This window comes from Streptomyces sp. UF-297 (assembly GCF_058245575.1).
In genome coordinates this window covers 67,473-85,494 of sequence record NZ_JBSIBZ010000026.1, presented here as the reverse complement: position 1 = coordinate 85,494, position 18,022 = coordinate 67,473, and the positions used below count along the sequence as shown (strand labels likewise).

14 protein-coding genes, 3 tRNA genes and 1 pseudogene are annotated in these 18,022 nt (G+C 72.5%); 10 read left to right on the top strand and 8 right to left on the bottom strand.

What is annotated here, in order from left to right; genetic code table 11:
- Positions 1–150: 150 nt before the first annotated feature.
- The 4 genes from AC4IJH_RS17620 (at position 151) to AC4IJH_RS17605 (ending at position 5,986) form a co-directional block, all read left to right on the top strand.
- Positions 151–1,413: an NAD(P)/FAD-dependent oxidoreductase gene (locus AC4IJH_RS17620; RefSeq protein ID WP_490852674.1), complete on the top strand. Its 1,263-nt coding sequence runs from the start codon at positions 151–153 to the stop codon at positions 1,411–1,413.
- Between the two features lie 96 nt (positions 1,414–1,509).
- A complete protein-coding gene (locus AC4IJH_RS17615; protein ID WP_490852673.1) occupies positions 1,510–2,514 on the top strand; it encodes a pyridoxal-phosphate dependent enzyme in 1,005 nt (334 codons plus the stop codon).
- A gap of 48 nt (positions 2,515–2,562) precedes the next feature.
- Complete coding sequence (gene dnaG, locus AC4IJH_RS17610) at positions 2,563–4,464, top strand: DNA primase (RefSeq protein ID WP_490852672.1); 1,902 nt, start codon at positions 2,563–2,565, stop codon at positions 4,462–4,464.
- A 298-nt stretch (positions 4,465–4,762) separates the two neighbouring features.
- A complete protein-coding gene (locus AC4IJH_RS17605) occupies positions 4,763–5,986 on the top strand; it encodes an RNA polymerase sigma factor (RefSeq protein ID WP_490852671.1) in 1,224 nt (407 codons plus the stop codon).
- A gap of 139 nt (positions 5,987–6,125) precedes the next feature.
- On the opposite strand, the gene AC4IJH_RS17600 is transcribed toward AC4IJH_RS17605, so the two are convergent.
- Positions 6,126–7,562 (bottom strand): FGGY family carbohydrate kinase, encoded by a 1,437-nt coding sequence (locus tag AC4IJH_RS17600; protein ID WP_490852670.1) that lies wholly within the window; start codon positions 7,560–7,562, stop codon positions 6,126–6,128.
- A gap of 91 nt (positions 7,563–7,653) precedes the next feature.
- Positions 7,654–7,953, bottom strand: a complete 300-nt coding sequence (locus AC4IJH_RS17595; RefSeq protein ID WP_490852669.1) for a YtxH domain-containing protein — start codon at positions 7,951–7,953, stop codon at positions 7,654–7,656.
- A gap of 236 nt (positions 7,954–8,189) precedes the next feature.
- Here AC4IJH_RS17595 and AC4IJH_RS17590 point away from each other — a divergent pair.
- The 5 genes from AC4IJH_RS17590 (at position 8,190) to AC4IJH_RS17570 (ending at position 10,063) form a co-directional block, all read left to right on the top strand.
- Positions 8,190–8,262: transfer RNA gene (locus AC4IJH_RS17590), tRNA-Asn, on the top strand.
- A 5-nt stretch (positions 8,263–8,267) separates the two neighbouring features.
- A tRNA-Asn gene (locus tag AC4IJH_RS17585) sits at positions 8,268–8,340 on the top strand.
- Between the two features lie 191 nt (positions 8,341–8,531).
- Positions 8,532–8,605, top strand: a tRNA-Ile gene (locus AC4IJH_RS17580).
- A gap of 476 nt (positions 8,606–9,081) precedes the next feature.
- Positions 9,082–9,474, top strand: a complete 393-nt coding sequence (gene trxA, locus AC4IJH_RS17575) for a thioredoxin (RefSeq protein WP_490852668.1) — start codon at positions 9,082–9,084, stop codon at positions 9,472–9,474.
- Positions 9,467–10,063: a histidine phosphatase family protein gene (locus tag AC4IJH_RS17570; RefSeq protein ID WP_490852667.1), complete on the top strand. Its 597-nt coding sequence runs from the start codon at positions 9,467–9,469 to the stop codon at positions 10,061–10,063. The genes trxA and AC4IJH_RS17570 overlap by 8 nt, the downstream gene beginning before the upstream one ends.
- A gap of 116 nt (positions 10,064–10,179) precedes the next feature.
- On the opposite strand, the gene AC4IJH_RS17565 is transcribed toward AC4IJH_RS17570, so the two are convergent.
- The gene (locus tag AC4IJH_RS17565) at positions 10,180–11,211 is read right to left on the bottom strand and encodes a rod shape-determining protein (RefSeq protein WP_490852666.1); all 1,032 of its coding nucleotides are present in this window, start codon (positions 11,209–11,211) and stop codon (positions 10,180–10,182) included.
- A 199-nt stretch (positions 11,212–11,410) separates the two neighbouring features.
- Entirely contained in the window at positions 11,411–12,424 is a 1,014-nt protein-coding gene (locus AC4IJH_RS17560; RefSeq protein ID WP_490852665.1) for a helix-turn-helix transcriptional regulator, read from the bottom strand.
- A 63-nt stretch (positions 12,425–12,487) separates the two neighbouring features.
- Here AC4IJH_RS17560 and AC4IJH_RS17555 point away from each other — a divergent pair, with 63 nt between their 5' ends.
- Positions 12,488–15,031 (top strand): ATP-binding cassette domain-containing protein, encoded by a 2,544-nt coding sequence (locus tag AC4IJH_RS17555; protein WP_490852664.1) that lies wholly within the window; start codon positions 12,488–12,490, stop codon positions 15,029–15,031.
- 158 nt (positions 15,032–15,189) lie between these two features.
- On the opposite strand, the gene AC4IJH_RS17550 is transcribed toward AC4IJH_RS17555, so the two are convergent.
- From AC4IJH_RS17550 to AC4IJH_RS17535, 4 genes and pseudogenes are all read right to left on the bottom strand, one after another.
- Positions 15,190–15,912 (bottom strand): hypothetical protein, encoded by a 723-nt coding sequence (locus AC4IJH_RS17550; RefSeq protein ID WP_490852663.1) that lies wholly within the window; start codon positions 15,910–15,912, stop codon positions 15,190–15,192.
- Complete coding sequence (locus AC4IJH_RS17545; protein WP_490852662.1) at positions 15,887–16,687, bottom strand: FkbM family methyltransferase; 801 nt, start codon at positions 16,685–16,687, stop codon at positions 15,887–15,889. Before AC4IJH_RS17545 ends, AC4IJH_RS17550 begins: the two co-directional genes overlap by 26 nt.
- A gap of 218 nt (positions 16,688–16,905) precedes the next feature.
- Positions 16,906–17,109, bottom strand: a pseudogene (locus AC4IJH_RS17540) (Trm112 family protein); the annotation flags it as partial.
- The gene (locus AC4IJH_RS17535; protein ID WP_490852687.1) at positions 17,096–18,013 is read right to left on the bottom strand and encodes a DMT family transporter; all 918 of its coding nucleotides are present in this window, start codon (positions 18,011–18,013) and stop codon (positions 17,096–17,098) included. The gene AC4IJH_RS17535 and the pseudogene AC4IJH_RS17540, both read right to left, overlap by 14 nt.
- Positions 18,014–18,022 lie beyond the last annotated feature (9 nt).

Here is an 18,022-nt window from a genome sequence, read left to right as displayed (position 1 = left end):
GGTCCGAACGGGGGCACGATCCCGGGGCGTTCACCGTGCGCGGAACCATCGCCGCCCGTCTGAACGTCAGCACAGCGGGGGACGCACGGCCATCCACACGTCGGGGGCGTACAGACGCAGACGCACTGCGCCGCAGCGAGGAGGAAGCAAGTGGTCGACGCACACCAGACGTTCGTCATCGTCGGCGGTGGTCTGGCCGGGGCAAAAGCGGCCGAGACCCTCCGCGAGGAGGGCTTCACCGGCCGGGTGATCCTCATCTGTGATGAGCGCGACCACCCGTACGAGCGCCCCCCGCTCTCCAAGGGCTACCTGCTGGGCAAGGAGGAGCGCGACAGCGTCTTCGTCCACGAGCCCACCTGGTACGCCCGCCGCGAGATCGAGCTCCACCTGGGCCTGCCCGCCGTCCACCTGGACCGCGAGCGCCGGACCGTACGCCTCGGCGACGGCACGCTGATCGCCTACGACAAGCTGCTGCTGGCCACCGGCGCCGAGCCGCGCCGCCTGGAGATCCCCGGCACCGGCCTGGCCGGCGTGCACCACCTGCGCCGCCTCGCGCACGCCGAGCGGCTGCGCGGCGTCCTGGCCTCCCTGGGCCGCGACAACGGCCACCTGGTCATCGCGGGCGCGGGCTGGATCGGCCTCGAAGTGGCCGCCGCCGCCCGCTCCTACGGTGCCGAGGTCACCGTCGTCGAGCCCCAGCCGACCCCCCTGCACCACGTCCTGGGCCCCGAACTGGGCAGCCTGTTCACCGATCTGCACCGCGAGCACGGCGTCCGCTTCCACTTCGGCGCGGGCCTGACCGAGATCGTCGGCCAGGACGGCATGGTGCTGGCCGTACGCACCGACGACGGCGAGGAGCACCCCGCCCACGACGTGCTCGCCGCGATCGGCGCCGCCCCGCGCACCGCGCTCGCCGAACAGGCGGGCCTCGCGCTGGTCGACCGCGAGGACGGCGGCGGCATCGCGGTGGACGCCACGTTGCGTACCTCCGACCCGCACATCTACGCCGCGGGCGACGTCGCCGCCGCCGACACCCCGCACCTGGACACCCGCCTGCGCGTCGAGCACTGGGCCAACGCCCTCAACGGCGGCCCCGCGGCGGCCCGCGCCATGCTCGGCCAGGAGATCACCTACGACCGGGTGCCCTACTTCTTCTCCGACCAGTACGACGTCGGCCTGGAGTACTCCGGCTACGCGCCCCCCGGCTCCTACGACCAGGTCGTGTGCCGCGGCGACGTCGGCAAGCGCGAGTTCATCGCCTTCTGGCTGAGCGAGGGCCGCCTGCTGGCCGGCATGAACGTCAACGTCTGGGACGTCACCGACACCGTCCAGCGGCTCATCCGCTCCGGGCACCGCCTGGACCCGGAGGCCCTGGCCGACCCGTCGGTGCCGCTGGACTCCCTGCTGCCGTAGGCCCCCGGCCCGCCCGGCACGTCCGTACCCGGCGGCGCGCCGAATCCGCACTCCAGGACACCCCGACCCCACCACGGAAGCAGGGAAAGCCCGACCATGCCCCAGAGTCCCGTCACGCTCACCGACATCCAGGACGCCGCGGCCGGACTCAAGGGCGTGGCCCACCGCACCCCGGTGCTGCGCTCGCGCACCCTGGACGAGCTGGCCGGCGCCGAGGTCTTCCTCAAGTGCGAGAACCTCCAGCGCATCGGAGCCTTCAAGTTCCGCGGCGCCTACAACGCCCTCTCCCGGCTGTCCCCGCGACAACGGGCCCGCGGGGTCGCCGCGTACTCCTCCGGCAACCACGCCCAGGCCGTCGCGCTGGCCGCCCGCGAACTGGGCACCAGCGCGGTCATCCTCATGCCCGAGGACGCCCCGGGCAGCAAGACCGAGGCCACCGCCGGCTACGGCGCCCGGATCGTCACCTACGACCGCTACACCGGCGACCGGTCCGCCCTGGCCGCACAACTGGCCGCGGAGGAGGGCCGGACGCTGATCCCGCCCTACGACCACCCGGACGTCATCGCCGGACAGGGCACCGCGGCCCTGGAGCTGATCGAGGAGGTGGACGGGCTCGGCGCCCTGCTCACCCCCGTCGGCGGGGGCGGCCTGATGGCGGGCTCGGCCACCGCCGCCACCGCGCTCGTCCCCGGCATCCGCATGATCGGCGTGGAACCGGAAGCGGGCGACGACACCAGACGATCACTTCGGGCGGGGCACCGGGTCACCATCCCGGTGCCCCGCACCATCGCCGACGGCCAGGCCCTGGACACCCCGGGCGAGCTGACCTTCGCGATCAACCAGAAGCTGCTGGAGGACATCGTCCTGGTCTGCGACGACGAGATCCGCGCCGCGATGCGCTTTTGCTTCGAGCGCCTGAAGACCGTCGTGGAACCCAGCGGCGCCTGCGCCCTGGCCGCCGTCCTGACCGGCCGGATCCAGCCACTCCCGCGCCGCGTCGGCGTGATCGTCTCAGGCGGCAACATCGACACCGCCCGCTTCCTGGACCTCATGAATCCAGGCACGTCCGGCTCGCCCCATGCCGGCCCGTCCGGCGTTTGAGGACGAGGGCCGCCAGGCCTGTCACACCCTCCCCGTAGACTTCATCACGTGGCAGGCAGGATCAACGATGACGACGTGAAGGCGGTACGGGACGCGGTCCCGATCGACGCCGTCGTGTCCGAGTACCTCCAGTTGCGCAACGCGGGAGGCGGCAACCTCAAGGGCCTGTGCCCCTTCCACGACGAGAAGTCCCCCTCCTTCCACGTCAGCCCCGCCAAGGGCCTGTACCACTGCTTCGGCTGCCAGGAGGGCGGGGACACCGTCGACTTCATCATGAAGCTCGACCACCTCTCCTTCGCCGAGACCATCGAGCGCCTCGCCTCCCAGGCCGGCATCACCCTGCGGTACGAGGAGGGCGGCTACACCCCCGGCCGCCAGCAGGGCGAGCGCACGCGTCTGGTGGAGGCCCACAAGATCGCCGCGCAGTTCTACGTCGAGCAGCTGGACAGCCCCGAGGCGGAGATCGGCCGCAAGTTCCTGGCCGAGCGCGGCTTCGACCAGGCCGCCGCCCAGCACTTCGGCGTCGGCTACAGCCCGGCCGGCTGGGACCACCTCACCCGCTACCTGCGCGGCCGCGGCTTCAGCGACAAGGAGCTGATCCTCTCCGGCCTCTCCCAGGACGGCCGCCGCGGCCCCATCGACCGCTTCCGCGGCCGCCTGATGTGGCCGATCCGCGACATCGCGGGCGAGGTCGTCGGCTTCGGCGCCCGAAAGCTGCGCGAGGACGACAACGGCCCCAAGTACCTCAACACCCCCGAGACCCCCCTCTACCGCAAGTCCCAGGTCCTCTACGGCATCGACCTCTCCAAGAAGGAGATCGCCAAGACCAACCGGGCCGTGGTCGTCGAGGGCTACACCGACGTCATGGCCTGCCACCTCGCCGGTGTCACGACCGCCATCGCCACCTGCGGCACCTCCTTCGGCGAGGGCCACATCAAGATCCTGCGCCGCCTGCTGATGGACAACTCCGGCTCCGAGGTGGTCTTCACCTTCGACGGTGACGCCGCGGGCCAGAAGGCCGCCCTGCGCGCCTTCGAGGACGACCAGAAGTTCGCCGCCGAGACCTCCATCGCCATCACCCCCGACGGCATGGACCCCTGCGAACTGCGCCTGGCCAAGGGCGACGCCGCCGTCGCCGGCCTGGTCGAATCCCGTACCCCCCTCTTCGAGTTCGCGCTGCGCCACGTCGTCTCCCGGCACAACCTCGACACCACGGTCGGCCGTGCCGCCGCCCTGGACGAGGCCGCGCCCATCGTCGCCAACATCAAGAACAGCTCCATCCAGCACGAGTCCGCCGTCCAGCTGGCCGGCATGCTCGGCATCCTGGACACCCAGTTCGTGGTCAAGCGCGTCTCCCAGCTGGCCCGCTGGGCCCGCGAGCGCGGCCGCGACAACCAGGGCCCGTCCCGTACGAACCGCCGCGCCCCGGCCGCCGAGGCCGCACCCCAGCCGACCGCCCCCCGCGGCCCGGCCCTCAACCTGCGCAGCCCCGCCCACCGCGTCGAGCGCGAGCTGCTCAAGCTCGCCCTGCAGCGCCCCGACCTGGTCTCCCCGGCCTTCGACGCGTACGGCACCGACGAGTTCACCGCCCCGCCCTACGCCACGGTCCGCCGCTGCATCGAGGACGCCGGCGGCGCGAGCGCGGCCGACAGCGACTACCTCACCCGCGTGCGCGAGGCCGCCCCCGACGACACGGTCCGCGCCATGGTCACCGAGCTCGCCGTCGAGCCCCTGCACACCCGCCGCGACCCGGACATCGCCTACGCGGGCGTCCAGCTCGTCGCCGTCCGCCTGGCCGCCGTCAACGCCCGCGTCACCGAGATCCGCGGCACCCTCCAGCGCCTGGGCCCCAACGCCGACCCCACCCACCTGGCAGGCGTCCAGAACGAACTCTGGGTCCTCCAGCAGTACGGCCAGTCCCTCCGCGAACGCGGCTTCGCGGCCCTGTAGCCGCCCCGGCCGATTCCGGCCCGCCCGCGGCTTCGCCACGAGCCCAGGCCAGGCCGAAAACAGCCCGTCTGCCATCTGGCCCGAGCCCAGGCCAGGCCCAAAACAGCCCGTCCGGCGTTTGAGGACGAGCCCGGCGAAGCCGGGGCGATACGGCACCCGCACCCACAAACGGCGCCCCACCGCGCCCCCGACCTCCCCGCCGGACGGCGCGGGGTAATTGACCGGTCACCCACTGAACGCAAAAAGTGCCCGCACGCCCCTCGTGGCGAGAGTGTGTCGTACTCCACACTGAGGAACGGTGCCTGAGTCCTCGGAGCGCGGCGGGTCCGGCCGTACGGAACCGGAATCCCCCGCGGAACCGCTCTCGACGTACGGGACGCACGGCGGCTCGGCCGCGGTCGTTCCCGACCTTTCTGCCGCCTCAGCCGCGATCACCCTGGAGGTCGCCCCCGTGCAGACCCAGACCCTCGCCGACGCGCCGGCCGCCACCGAGGCGGCCACCGTGCCGCAGCAGGCAGAGCCCCCCGCCGCCGAGATGCTCGTCGAGGCCATAGTCGAGGAGACCGTCGAGGAAGCCGTCCCGGCCCCGCCCCCGCGCCCGGACTCCGGCGGCCCCTCCTCCGACCTCTTCCGCCAGTATCTGCGCGAGATCGGCCGCATCCCGCTGCTCACGGCCGTGGAGGAGGTCGAGCTGGCCCGCCGCGTCGAGGCCGGCCTCTTCGCCGAGGAGAAGCTGAGCAACACCCCCGACCTCGACTCCCAACTCGCCCTGGATCTCGACAAGTTGGTCGTCATGGGCCGGATGGCCAAGCGCCGTCTGATCGAGGCCAACCTCCGCCTGGTCGTCTCCGTCGCCAAGCGCTACGTCGGCCGCGGCCTGACCATGCTCGACCTGGTCCAGGAGGGCAACCTCGGCCTCATCCGCGCCGTCGAGAAGTTCGACTACGCCCGCGGCTACAAGTTCTCCACGTACGCGACCTGGTGGATCCGCCAGGCCATGTCCCGCGCCCTGGCCGACCAGGCCCGCACCATCCGCGTCCCGGTCCACGTCGTCGAACTGATCAACCGCGTCGTACGCGTCCAGCGCCGCATGCTCCAGGAGCGCGGCTGCGAGCCCACCCCCGAGGAGGTCGCCCACCACCTCGACCTCCCCGAGGAGCGCGTCAGCGAGGTCCTGCGCCTGGCCCAGGAGCCGGTGTCCCTGCACGCCCCGGTGGGCGAGGAGGACGACGTCGCGCTAGGCGACCTCATCGAGGACGGCGACGCCGCCTCCCCGGTCGAATCGGCCGCCTTCCTCCTGCTGCGCGAGCACCTGGAGGCGGTCCTCTCCACCCTCGGCGAGCGCGAGCGCAAGGTCGTCCAGCTCCGCTACGGCCTCGTCGACGGCCGCCCCCGCACCCTCGAGGAGATCGGCCGCATCTTCGGCGTCACCCGCGAGCGCATCCGCCAGATAGAGTCCAAGACTCTCAACAAGCTCCGCGACCACGCCTTCGCCGACCAACTCCGCGGCTACCTGGACTGATTCAAGCGCCCCGAAAGGGGCGCGGGGAACTGCGCGACCAGCCGCAACGCACCCGCAGCCGACGTATGGTTGACGCTCCGCCAGTCGCCAGTCGCCATCTGACGCGGCGTCGCTCGATGGCTGACCGGCCGGTCGGCCGTCACGCGCCGCCGAACGCCCCCGGATGCGCCTCGTCGCGCACCGCCGCGTACTGCTGCCGCACCGCCTGCCCCACCGCCAACTCCTCGCCGACGTCCAGTACTTGACCAGCTGCCGCAGGCCAGTGCGGGGGCTCGTGGGGCGAGAGGGTGCCGTGCGCGGCGCCCAGCGCCCAGGCGGCCTGCCGCGCGGCGCCCAGCGCCGCGTAGTCGGCGGGCTGCGGCACGACGACCTGCACCCCCAACAGCCCCGGCGCCGCGGCCTGTACGGCACCCAGCTCCGCCGCCGCGCCCAGCAGGAACACCCGGCGCACCTCCACGCCCCGCCCGCGCAGCACGTCCAGCGCGTCCGCGAGCCCGCACAGCATGCCCTCGAAGGCGGCCCTGGCCATGTGCTCCGGCTTCATGCTCTCGCGCCGCAGCCCGTGCAACGACCCCGCGGTGTGCGGCAGATGAGGGGTGCGCTCGCCCTCCAGATAGGGCAGCAGCACCATGCCGTACGAGCCGGGAGTGGAGCGCAGCGCCAGCTCGCTCAGCCCCGCCAGATCCGTCCCCAGCATCTCCGCCGCGCCGCGCAGCACCCGTACGGCATTGCTGGTGTGCACCACCGGCAGATGCATCCCCGTCGCGTCCGCGAACGAGGTGATCGTCCCCGTCGAGTCCGCCAGCGCCTCGTGGTGGATGCCGAACACGGACCCCGAGGCCCCCAGCGACACCACCGCGTCGCCCACCCCGACCCCCAGCCCGAAGGCGGCGGCCATCGTCTCGCCCGTACCGGCGGATATCAGCAGCCCCTCCGGGGTGAACCCGGCCGTCCCGGAAGGGCCGAGCACCTCCGGCAGTCGCACCTGGTGCCCCAGCGCCAGCTCCACCAGATCCGGCCGGTAGGCCCCGGTCGCCGCCGACCAGTAGCCGGTGCCCGAGGCCGCGCCCCGGTCGGTGGTCCGCCGCGCGGGCCGCCCCAGCAGCTGCCACACCAGCCAGTCGTGCGGCTGCATGATCTCTGTGATCCGCGCCACGCTCTCCGGCTCGCTGCGCGCCAGCCACCGCAGCTTGGTCACGGTGTGCGCCGCCTGCGGCACCGCCCCGACGGCCTGCGCCCAGGCCGCCCGGCCGCCCAGCGAATCGATCAGATCCGCCGCGGCGCCCTGTGCCCGCTTGTCGTTCCCGAGCAGCGCGAGGCGTACGAGATTGCCGTCGGGGTCCAGCGGAATCAGCCCGTGCTGCTGCGCCGAGACCCCGATGGCCTGCACGCCTTCCAGCAGCCCGTTGCCCGCCGCCTCGCCCAGCGACATCAGCCACGCCTGCGGATCGACCTCGGGCCCCTTCTCGACGGGATGCGGCGCGTACCCCTGCCTGATGACGGCACCCGTGTCCGCGTCACAGACGACGATCCGTGTGCTCTCGGACGAACTGTCCAACCCGGCGACTATCCCCATGGCCCCAGATGATGCCCCATGGCCCGGATAAGAAATGTGTCAGGTGGTGCGCCCGGTCACACCCGCACCCCGTGTGCCCTCCCGGGTGCCCTCAGGTGTTGCTGGTGCCCCACTCGTCGTCATCGCCGCCGCGCTGCTCCCGCAGCCCGCGCACCCGCGAGGTCACCGAGTCCGGCAGCCGGTCGCCGATCTTCGAGGAGACCGCGCCGAACGCCTTCGAGGCGGCCTCGCGCCCGCCCAGCGCGGCCGACTCGGCGGTGTTGCGCACCGCCGGGTTCTGCGCGACCCGCTGGGCGCTTTTGCGCAGCTGCTCGTACCGCTCCCGGCCGGCCCGCGAGCCGAGCACGTATCCGATGGCCAGTCCCGTGATGAACGTGAGCCGGTAGCGCATCGCTCCACCCTTCCCTCTCGTCTGCCTCGACTGCCCCGCCCGGGCCCAGCCTGCCTCGCCGGCCCGCACCTGGGCTGTGCTGCGCGCCTACCCTCCGGGGCCGAAGATCACCCGAGGTCGGCCCCGGGGGATACCGATTGGCGGAGCACCCCCCTGCTTGCGCTAATGTATGTGTCGCAGCGAGCGCACGCCGCCGGGAAGCCCCGGCGGAGGAGCATTCGAGGCACACGGAGCAATCCCCTGTAGCTCAATTGGCAGAGCAGCCGGCTGTTAACCGGCAGGTTACTGGTTCGAGTCCAGTCGGGGGAGCTCAGTCCCCTGTAGCTCAATTGGCAGAGCAGCCGGCTGTTAACCGGCAGGTTACTGGTTCGAGTCCAGTCGGGGGAGCGCGCAAAGAAGAGGACCCTTCGAGGGTCCTTTTTTGCGTTCCGGGAACCGAACCCCCGGTGATCGAAGTCCTCTTGGATGCGCGGCACCGCTCATCGGGCGCCCAACGGGGACCCTCACGGGCAACAGATCGTATGAGCGGCTATGCTGCGGCAGACGGCGCGCACAAATGTGCGCGGCGCGCCGTTACGGGGGCGGTAGCTCAGCCGGTTAGAGCAGCGGACTCATAATCCGTCGGCCGTGGGTTCGAGTCCCACCCGCCCCACCTCGGCTCATCAGTGCAGAAACGATCTGATCAGCCGAAACGCGCGACCGAGGGCCGCCACGAACACCGTGGCGGCCCTCGTTTTTCTTACGCGGACAGGGGCCGGGGGACCCTCAGGGGACATGCGGCGGCGCAATATAACGCATGGCCCATGGGCGCCCTGTGGCGTGGGACGCGGGGGCGGGGCGGGCGCGTCAGGGGCGGTGGCCGCCGGGTTTCGTGGCGGGGCCGGGCCCTGGGTGGGTGGGGTGAGGGTGGCTCGGGTGTCGCCGTATGGGTGAGTGGTGTGGGCAACACGGATCGGTGGGGGTGGGGATGTCTAGGACGGTGTGCGGTGGGCAGGGGTGCGCGGGACAGGTCCGGCGGGGCGGCCGGGTGCGTGTGGAATACGGCGGGGGCGGGCCCCGTTAGCGCAGCTGGATACCGACCGGATACCGACAACAGGGCCGAAAGGGCCGGAAGCAGGGGAATGCGGCATGAGCACCGTTGAGCTCACCAAGGAAAACTTCGACGAGATCGTCTCCGGGAACGACTTCGTCCTGATCGACTTCTGGGCCGAGTGGTGCGGTCCCTGCAAGCAGTTCGGGCCGGTCTTCGAGCGGTCCTCCGACAAGCACGACGACCTGGTCTTCGCCAAGGTCGACACCGAGGCGCAGCCCGAGCTGGCCGCGGCCTTCCAGATCCAGTCGATCCCGACGCTGATGATCGTCCGGGAGAACATCGCGGTGTTCGCCCAGCCCGGCGCGCTGCCGGAGGCGGCCCTGGAGGACGTCATCGGGCAGGCCCGCGGTCTGGACATGGACGAGGTGCGGGCGTCGGTCGCCGAGGCGCAGAAGCAGGAGCAGCAGGGCACCGGCGCAGGTGAGTGAGCTCCTGCTGGTCCGGCACGGTGAGACCGACTGGAGCCGGTCGGGGCAGCACACCAGCTGGAGCGAGAGCGACCTCACCGGGAACGGCGAGGAGCAGGCCCGTGCGCTGCGCCCGCTGCTGTCGGGCAGGAAGATCGCGCTGACGCTGGTCAGCCCGATGCGCCGGGCCCGGCGTACCGCCGAACTGGCCGGGCTCGCCGACGCCGAGGTGGACCGGGACCTGAGGGAGTGGGACTACGGCGGCTACGAGGGCGTCACCACCGCCGAGATCCACCGCACCCGGCCCGACTGGTACCTGTTCACCGACGGGGTGGTCCCGGGCCCCGACGGGCATCCGGGGGAGTCGCCCGAGGAGGTCGGGGCGCGCGCCGACCGGGTGCTCGCGCGGATCGCGCCACGGCTCGCCGCGGACGAGGGCGATGTGGCGCTGGTGGCGCACGCGCACTTCCTGCGCGTGCTGACGGCCCGCAGGCTCGGGCTGCCGCCGTCGGCCGGCTCGCTGTTCACCTTCGAGACGGGCGCGGTGGGCGTGCTGGGCACGGAGCACGGGCGGCCCGCGGTGGTGGCGTGGAACAGCCGTACGCCGTGATGCCGGACGTGGAGCTGCGACGCCGTACGTAGAGCTGTGATGCCGTACGGCCCGTCATGGTGGCGGGGATGCGGCGGGGCGAGGTGTGCGGGCCGCGGCCGTACGTGCGGGCGCGGCTACGGGATCATCGGGTCCAGGACCAGCGGTTCCACCCTGCCCTCGATCATGGCGCCCAGGCCCACCACGGCGCAGGTGTCGGGCCGGTCGGCGATGTGGACCGGCATGTTCGTCGCCTGACGGATCATCGGCTCCAGGCCGGGGATCAGCGCGCTGCCGCCCGCGAGCATGATGCCGCGCTCGCCGAGGTCGGCGACCAGGTCGGGCGGGCAGCGGCGCAGCACCGTCCCGATGCCGTCGAGGATGGCGGTCAGCGGGGTGGTGATGGCGTGCCGTACCCGCTCGGTGTCCACCTGTACGGAGCGGGCCAGGCCGCTGACCACGTCGCGGCCGTGCACCTCGGTGGAGCCGGAGAGCAGCTGGCCGCTGCTGGAGAGCATCAGGTGCAGGGGGCGTACCGCCTGGCTGGGCAGCATCAGCTCGTGGTGCAGCCGCAGGTGCTGGACGACCGCGTGGTCGATGGCGTTGCCGCCCACCGGGACGGTCTCGGCGGCCACGATCGAGCCCAGCGAGAGCACCGCGACCTGGGTGGTCCCGGCCCCGCACACCACGATCATCGTCGCCTCGGGGTGCTCGACCGGCAGTCCGCAGCCGACGGCCGCCGCGACCAGGGTGTCCACCAGTTCCACCCGGCGGGCGCCGAGCCCGGTCAGGGTCTCCACCGCGGCCCGCTGCGCCAGCGGCTCGCTGCCGTACGGAAGGCAGACCGCGGCCCGCAGGGTGGGTTTGCGCCGCCAGGCCTTGCGCAGCTTGTCGCCGACCAGGTGGCGCAGCAGCCGCTGGGCCATGTCGATGTCCACGACCGTGCCGCCGGAGACCGGGCGTACCACCCTGATGTAGTCGGGGGTGCGGCCGTCCATGACCTCGGCCTGGGCGCCGACCGCCATCAGCCCGCCGGTGCGCACATTGATGGCAGCGACGGTCGGCTCGTCCACCACCAGCCCCTGGTTCTTGACGTACACCCTGGTGCGGGCCGCGCCGAGGTCGACTGCGACCGAGCAACGACGCAACTGCGCGAGGCTGATGGTCATGAAACGTTCCTCCCCGGAGGGCCGGTGGACTAGGGAACGCCGTTCGGATCGGTCCGGGGCGGTCCGGTCCAGTCCCGTTCGGTCTGGTCCGGTCCGCCTCGGTCCGGAGTCGGACTGACTCGTAGTCAGGTCGATCAGGCAGGCGTGCCCTGAGGGGCCGTGGCGGCCCACTCGTGCGCCATCTTGTGGCCACGGACCGTCAGGTGCCCGCTGGGGAGGTCCGGTTGGGGGACGGGGTGCCGTGCGCGGCGTCGAGCATGCGCGTGCCCACCTCGCGCAAGTAGGCGATGAGCTCGGGGGGTTCGTGCACGTCGAAGGGGACGCCGAGCAGGGCCAGCCGGAAGGCCAGCCAGTCCAACGCGTCGCCGCCGGTGCGCAGTAGGCAGGTGCCGGCGGTGAGCGGTTCCAGCACGCCGCTGTTGGGCGGCAGGCGGCCCGCGGCGTCCTCGAAGGAGGTGTGCAGGGTGACCAGGGCGCGCAGCCGGGCGCGGTGGCTGGTGATGGACTGTGCGACGAAGGCGGCGGCGTCGGGGGCGGGGAGTTGGCGGCCGCGGCCGGCCCGGGCTCCGGTGGGCAGCGGGTCCAGGACGCGGTCGGCGCGGAAGGTGCGCCAGTCCTCACGGTCGAGGTCGTAGGCGACCAGGTACCACCGGCGGTCGGCGCTGACCAGGCGGTACGGCTCGGTGTGGCGCTTGGAGCGGGCGCCGTCCTTGGCCTCGTACGAGAAGCGCAGGCGCTCGCGGCGGTGGCAGGCGGCGGCGAGGGCGGAGAGGACGGCGGGGTCGGTGGTGGGGGCGGTGCCACCGGCGGTCAGTGTGCCGTAGAGGTGGTCGGTGGACTCCTGGAGTGCGGCGACGCGGCGGCGCAGACGGGCGGGCAGGACCTGTTCGAGCTTGGCCAGGGCGCGCAGCGAGGTCTCCTGGACGCCGGTGACGGCCCTGCCCGCCGCGGTGTGCAGGCCCACGGCGATGGCGACGGCCTCGTCGTCGTCCAGGAGGAGCGGGGGCATGGCGGTGCCAGCGGCCAGGCGGTAGCCGCCGATGGCGCCGACCGTGGCGTCCACGGGGTAGCCCAGCTCGCGCAGCCGCTCAATGTCCCGGCGTACGGTGCGCGGGCTCACCTCCAGGCGCCGGGCGAGCTCGGCGCCGGTCAGCTCGCGGCCGGTCTGCAGGAGGGTGAGCAGCTTCAGCAGCCGGGCCGGGGTGTCGGTCATGCCGTCCAGGGTGCAGCAGAAGGGGGACATGTTCTGGCCTAATTCGTTCCTAGCGTGGGCGGCATGGCACATCAAGGACGTGGATCGGCTCAGGCGCACCGGCTGCTCCAGGGGGAGCGCGGGCCGCAGGACGGCATCCGGATCGTGGGGGCGCGGGGGCACAACCTCAAGGACGTGACGCTGGAGATCCCCAAGGGGCTGATCACCGTCTTCACCGGGGTGTCGGGCTCGGGGAAGTCCTCGGTGGTCTTCGACACCGTGGCGGTGGAGTCGCAGCGGCAGCTGAACGAGACCTTCACCTGGTTCGTACGCAACCGGCTGCCCAAACACGAGCGGCCCAAGGCCGACACCATCGAGCGACTGACCCCGGCGATCGTGGTGGACCAGCGGCCCATCGGCGGCAACGCGCGCTCGACGGTGGGCACGATGACCGACATCTACTCGGTGCTGCGGGTGCTGTTCTCGCGGTGCGGGACGCCGAGCGCGGGGGAGGCGACGGTCTACTCGTTCAACGACCCGGCCGGAATGTGCCCCGGGTGCGACGGGCTGGGCCGTACGGTCCGCCCCGATCCGGACCGTTTTCTGGACCCCGCGCTGTCCCTCAACCAGGGCGCGATCCTCTTCCCGCTGATGGCCGTGGGCAGCGCCTCCTGGCAGATCTACGCCCGCTCGGGCCTCTTCGACCCCGACAAGCCGCTGCACCGCTTCACCGACGAGGAGTGGCGGCTGCTCCTGTACGGCAAGGGCTTCAAGGTCAAACGTGGCGAGAACGCCTTCAACAACACCTACGAAGGCATCGTCGAGAGCTTCAACCGGCTCTACGTACGGCGGGACCTGTCGGCGCTGAGCGAGCGCACCCGCGAGGCCGTGGGGCGGTTCGTCACCGAAGGGGTGTGCCCCGAGTGCGAAGGGGCGCGGCTGAACGCGGCGGCGCGCGCGACGCGGCTGGCGGGCCTGGGCATCGCCGAGATGGCGGCCCTGGAGGTGGGCGAGCTCATCGAGGTGCTGCGGGGGATCGAGGACCCGGTGGGCGGGCCGATCGCGGCACAGGCGGTGGCCGCGCTGGAGCGGGTGGTGGGCATCGGGCTGGGCTATCTGAGCCTGGACCGGGAGACCTCGACGCTGTCGGGCGGGGAGGGGCAGCGCCTGAAGATGGTGCGCCACCTGGGCAGCAGCCTGACCGGCATGACGTACATCTTCGACGAGCCGAGCATCGGGCTGCACCCGCGCGATGTGCGGCGCCTGGGCGACCTGCTGGTGCGGCTGCGGGACAAGGGCAACACCGTGCTGGTCGTCGAGCACGACCCGGATGTCATCGCGATGGCCGACCATGTGGTGGACATGGGGCCGGGCGCGGGGACGCACGGCGGCCGGGTCGTCTTCCAGGGGACGGTGGGGGAGCTGGCCGCGGCCGATACGCCCACCGGGCGCGGGCTGCGGCGGGCGGCGCGGCTCAAGGAGGCGGCCGATGTGCGGGAGCCGGACGGCTGGCTGACCGTACGGGACGTGCGGCTGCACAACCTGAAGGGCGTGACGGCTTCGGTGCCGACCGGGGTGCTGACGGTGGTCACGGGGGTGGCCGGGTCGGGCAAGAGCACGCTGGTCTCCGGGGCGTTCGTGGCGGCGCACCCGGAGGCGGTGGTGATCGACCAGTCGGCGATCGGGGCGTCGGCCCGGTCCACCCCGGCCACGTACATCGGCGTCATGGACCAGGTGCGCAAGCTCTTCGGCAAGGTCAACGGGGTGCCGCCGGCGCTGTTCAGCTTCAACTCGGCGGGGGCGTGCGAGGAGTGCCGCGGGCGCGGGGAGATCCACACCGACCTGGCGTTCATGGATCCGGTGACCACGACCTGCGAGGTGTGCCGGGGGCGGCGCTTCAAGGAGGAGGTGCTGGCGCTGACGGTGCGGGGGAGGTCGGTGGCGGATGTGCTGGAGATGACGGCGGAGGGGGCGGTGGGGTTCTTCGGTGAGGTGGGGGCGGTGGGTGTGGGGGAGCTGGGTGTGGCGGGTGCAGGTGTGGGTTTGGATGTGGGTGCGGATGTGACGGGTGAGGGTGCGGGTGTGACGGGGGCGGGTGCGGCGGGTGTGGATGTGGCGGGCGTGGATCTGCCGGGGCTGCTGCGGCGGCTGAGGGCGCTGGTGGAGGTGGGGCTGGGCTATCTGACGCTGGGGCAGTCGGTCTCGTCGCTGTCGGGCGGTGAGCGCCAGCGGCTGAAGCTGGCGACGCGCCTGCACGAGAAGGGCAGTGTGTACGTCCTGGACGAGCCGACGACAGGCCTGCACATGGCAGATGTGGAGGGGCTGGTGGCGCTGCTCGACCGGCTGGTGGACGGCGGGAACACCGTCTTGGTCATCGAGCACAACCTGGACGTCGTCAGGCGGGCGGACTGGGTCATCGACCTGGGGCCGGACGGCGGCAAACGGGGCGGGGAGATCCTCTTCGCCGGGCGGCCGCGCGAACTGCTGGGGGTGGAGGGGTCGTTGACGGCGGAGTGTCTGCGGGGGTACGTGGGGGCGCTTGCCGGGGTACGTGGCGGGGCGGCGGGGATTGGTGGTCGGGCGGGGGCTGGTGCTGCCGGGGCTCGTGCGGCGGGAGGTGGTGGATGAGTGGCGGGGTGCGGGGTGCGGGGTGCGGGGTGCGGGGTGCGGGGTGCGGGTGACGGGTGACGGGTGGTGGTGAGCGGTGCGCGGGTGTGGCAGGCGTCGTGGGGTGGGTGGCCTGCTGGTGGGGCGTGATGCATTGCTCCGGCCTCGGTGAGCTTTGATCACTGGGTGAGGCGCTGGAGGAGGCCCCAGGTGAACTCCGCGATGTGTTCGCGTGGTTGATCGCTGGTGCTGGTGCTGGTGCTGGTGCTGGTGCTGGTGCTGGTGGTGGTGGTGCCGGTGCCGGTGTCTGGGGCGGGCGCATCGCCGGGGGCTGAGGCTGGGTCGGGGGTGCCGTCGGTGTTCGGGCCGGGGGCGGTGAAGGCCAGGCGCCAGCGGGTGGGGGCGGTGCCCTCCAAGGGGCGGGCGGGGGCGAAGGCGCGGGCCACCTCGTCGACCGTGCAGGACCAAGGGGTGAGGTCGGCGGTCGTACGGAGGACGGGCGCGGGGGCGCCGGGAGCGCGCACGAGCCACGCGTTCCACACGGCGCCCTGATCGGTGGCCAGGACCTCGAAGCGCAGGTCGGGCCAGAGGGGGACGGGCCAGGTCAGGGCCCGGCAGGTCAGGTCCCCGATGCGGCGGGTGGTGATCGACTCGGGGGTGCCGAGCAGGGAGCGGTAGCTCTCCGTGCCGGCGCGGCGGCGGGGCGAGTGGGCCATGGCCTGCCAGCGGCGGTTGGCCTCGCGCATCTGGGCGCGGGAGACGTTCAGTTCGCGCAGCGCGTCCTCGACGAGTCCGGGCTGGTGGTCGGCCATGCGGCGCAGCAGGACGAGTTGGAACCGGATCGGGCCGGGCGGTGTATCAGAGGTGTTGGCGGAATCAGTGATGCGGCTCATGACGGACATGGTCGCGCAAGGAGGGGATGCCGGGGCGGTCGCCCTCGGGGAGGAAGAGGACGGAGTTGACGTAGCGGCGGTGCGGGGCGATCGAGCGGCGGAGCAGACCGTGCTCGGCGACATGGGAGGTGTGGGACTGATGGGCGCACAGATCGAAATCGGCGAGCGGCAGCCAGTGGTCGCGGGGGAAGACCCAGCCGCGGTAGCCGTGCGCGGCGGTCCAGGCGAGGACGGGGTCCAGGGGCTGGATGCGGGTCTCCAACTCGATGAACAAGGAGGGGTGTTCACGCTCGATGGTGTGCTCGGCGCCGCGCAGTACGGCCAGTTCGCCGCCGTCCACATCGATCTTGATCAGGGTGACGGCCTTGAGGTCCAGTTCGTCCAGGGCGAGACAGGGGACTTCGAGCGGGGTGTCGTGCAGTTCGCGGCGTACGAGCGAGGAGATCCCCCGGTCGCCCCGGCCGCCGGGCGGCAGCCACAGGGTGGCGGTGCCGCAGTGGTCGCTCGCGGCGGCGGAGAACACCTCGACGTGAGCGGGGGCGACGGCCGACAGCAGCCGGGCCAGGTGGGGCACGGGCTCGATGGTGACCACGCGATGGGCCCGGCGGGCGAGATGGCGGGTCCACGGCCCGTACCACCCGCCGACGTCGACCGCCGTGCCGCCCGGCGGGCAGAAGTCGGCGAGCCGGCGCAGCTCGGGTTCGAAGCGCGGATAGATACGGGCCGTGGCGGCGGTGAGCAGCCGGGGCGGCAGGTGCGGCCCCAGCCGGGAGGCGAGGGTCACGGCCTGGGCTCCTGGGCGGCGGGGCGGGCGGATTCGTCGGCGATACGGCTGCCCTCGGTGTGGTGGACCGCCTCGCTGCCGTCTGCCGCGAGGTCGGCCGAGCGGTGGCCGGCTTCCTCCTCCGGCGCTGTGGCGGCTCTCTTCTTCGTGGCGTGGGCGGCTGGTTCCTCCGCCGCTTGGCCGGCTGGTTCCTCCGTCGCCTGGGCTCCTTGCTCCTGCGCGAGGCGCCTCTGGATGGCCTGGTGCTCGGCCTCGGTGACCTGTTCGCCGGAAGAGGGGAGGAGCTGAGGGATGCCGTCGAGGATCGGATAGCGGCGGCGCAGCCGGGGGTTGTAGAGGACGTCCTCGGGGGCGAGCAGGGAGAGCGGGCCCTTGTCGAGGGGGCAGGCGAGGATCTTCAGCAGCGGGTCATCGGGTTTCACGGCTCAACTCCTTGGTGGTGGGCGGGGTTTCCGGGGCCGCTGCGTCGTGGCGGGGCAGAGCGAGGAGTACGGACACGGCGACGGCCGTGCCGCCCAGGCGCAGTGCGAGGTGCAGGGGGTCGGCGGGCAGGGGTTCGCCGAAGGCGACCGTGCCGCAGGCGACGGTGAAGATGCAGGTGACCGTGGTGCAGACAGGGACGATCAAGGAGGCTCGGCAGCGCTGCAGGGCCGTTTGGGACAACACCAGGCCGGCGGCTCCGGTGAACACCAGGAGGTAGGGATAGGGCGAGGTGAACAGATCACGCGCGACACCCGCGATGTCATGGGTGGTCAGCAGACCGGACACGCCCTTGATGGCGAGTGAACTGACGCCGTAGAGCAGGCCGACGGCCACCCCGTAGGCCACGCCCGTCGGGGGCTGGCGGTGGCGGCGCTTGGCCCGGCGCTCGGCGGCCGCGTACAGCCACAGTCCGGCGGCCAGCGACGGCAGGGAGATCGCCAGCAGGGTGAGCGTGGGGGCGGTGCGGGTGACGGTGGCGGCGCCGCTGCCCTGGAGGGAGGCGACGACCATCACCAGCGCGACGAGGATGGCGGCGATGCTCTGCCGCTCGCGGCCGCTGGTGCGCTCGCCGAGGATCACTGAGGACAGGAGGAGCAGCAGGACGAGGCCGGAGACGAAGATGCCCTGGGCGGCGGCGATGGGCAGGGTGCGGTAGACGGCGAGCTGCGCGGCGAAGCCCGCGGCCAGCGCGAGCGAGCCGCCGATCCACAGCGGGCTGCCGAGCAGATGGCGCACGAGCCGGGCGGGCCGGCGGGTGCTCAGGGCGGGCAGTGCGGACAGGGCCCGCTTCTCCAGCACGAAGCCGGTGCTGTACAGGACGTTGGCGAGCAGCGCGGACGCCACGCCCCACCA

Bases quoted from the DNA above. Each gene is read 5' to 3' on its own strand.
- AC4IJH_RS17615 (WP_490852673.1), top strand. From the start codon at position 1,510: ATGCCCCAGAGTCCCGTCACGCTCACCGACATCCAGGACGCCGCGGCC.
- AC4IJH_RS17600 (WP_490852670.1), bottom strand. From the start codon at position 7,562: ATGGGGATAGTCGCCGGGTTGGACAGTTCGTCCGAGAGCACACGGATC.
- AC4IJH_RS17595 (WP_490852669.1), bottom strand. From the start codon at position 7,953: ATGCGCTACCGGCTCACGTTCATCACGGGACTGGCCATCGGATACGTG.
- trxA (WP_490852668.1), top strand. From the start codon at position 9,082: ATGAGCACCGTTGAGCTCACCAAGGAAAACTTCGACGAGATCGTCTCC.
- AC4IJH_RS17565 (WP_490852666.1), bottom strand. From the start codon at position 11,211: ATGACCATCAGCCTCGCGCAGTTGCGTCGTTGCTCGGTCGCAGTCGAC.
- AC4IJH_RS17560 (WP_490852665.1), bottom strand. From the start codon at position 12,424: ATGACCGACACCCCGGCCCGGCTGCTGAAGCTGCTCACCCTCCTGCAG.
- AC4IJH_RS17555 (WP_490852664.1), top strand. From the start codon at position 12,488: ATGGCACATCAAGGACGTGGATCGGCTCAGGCGCACCGGCTGCTCCAG.
- AC4IJH_RS17550 (WP_490852663.1), bottom strand. From the start codon at position 15,912: ATGTCCGTCATGAGCCGCATCACTGATTCCGCCAACACCTCTGATACA.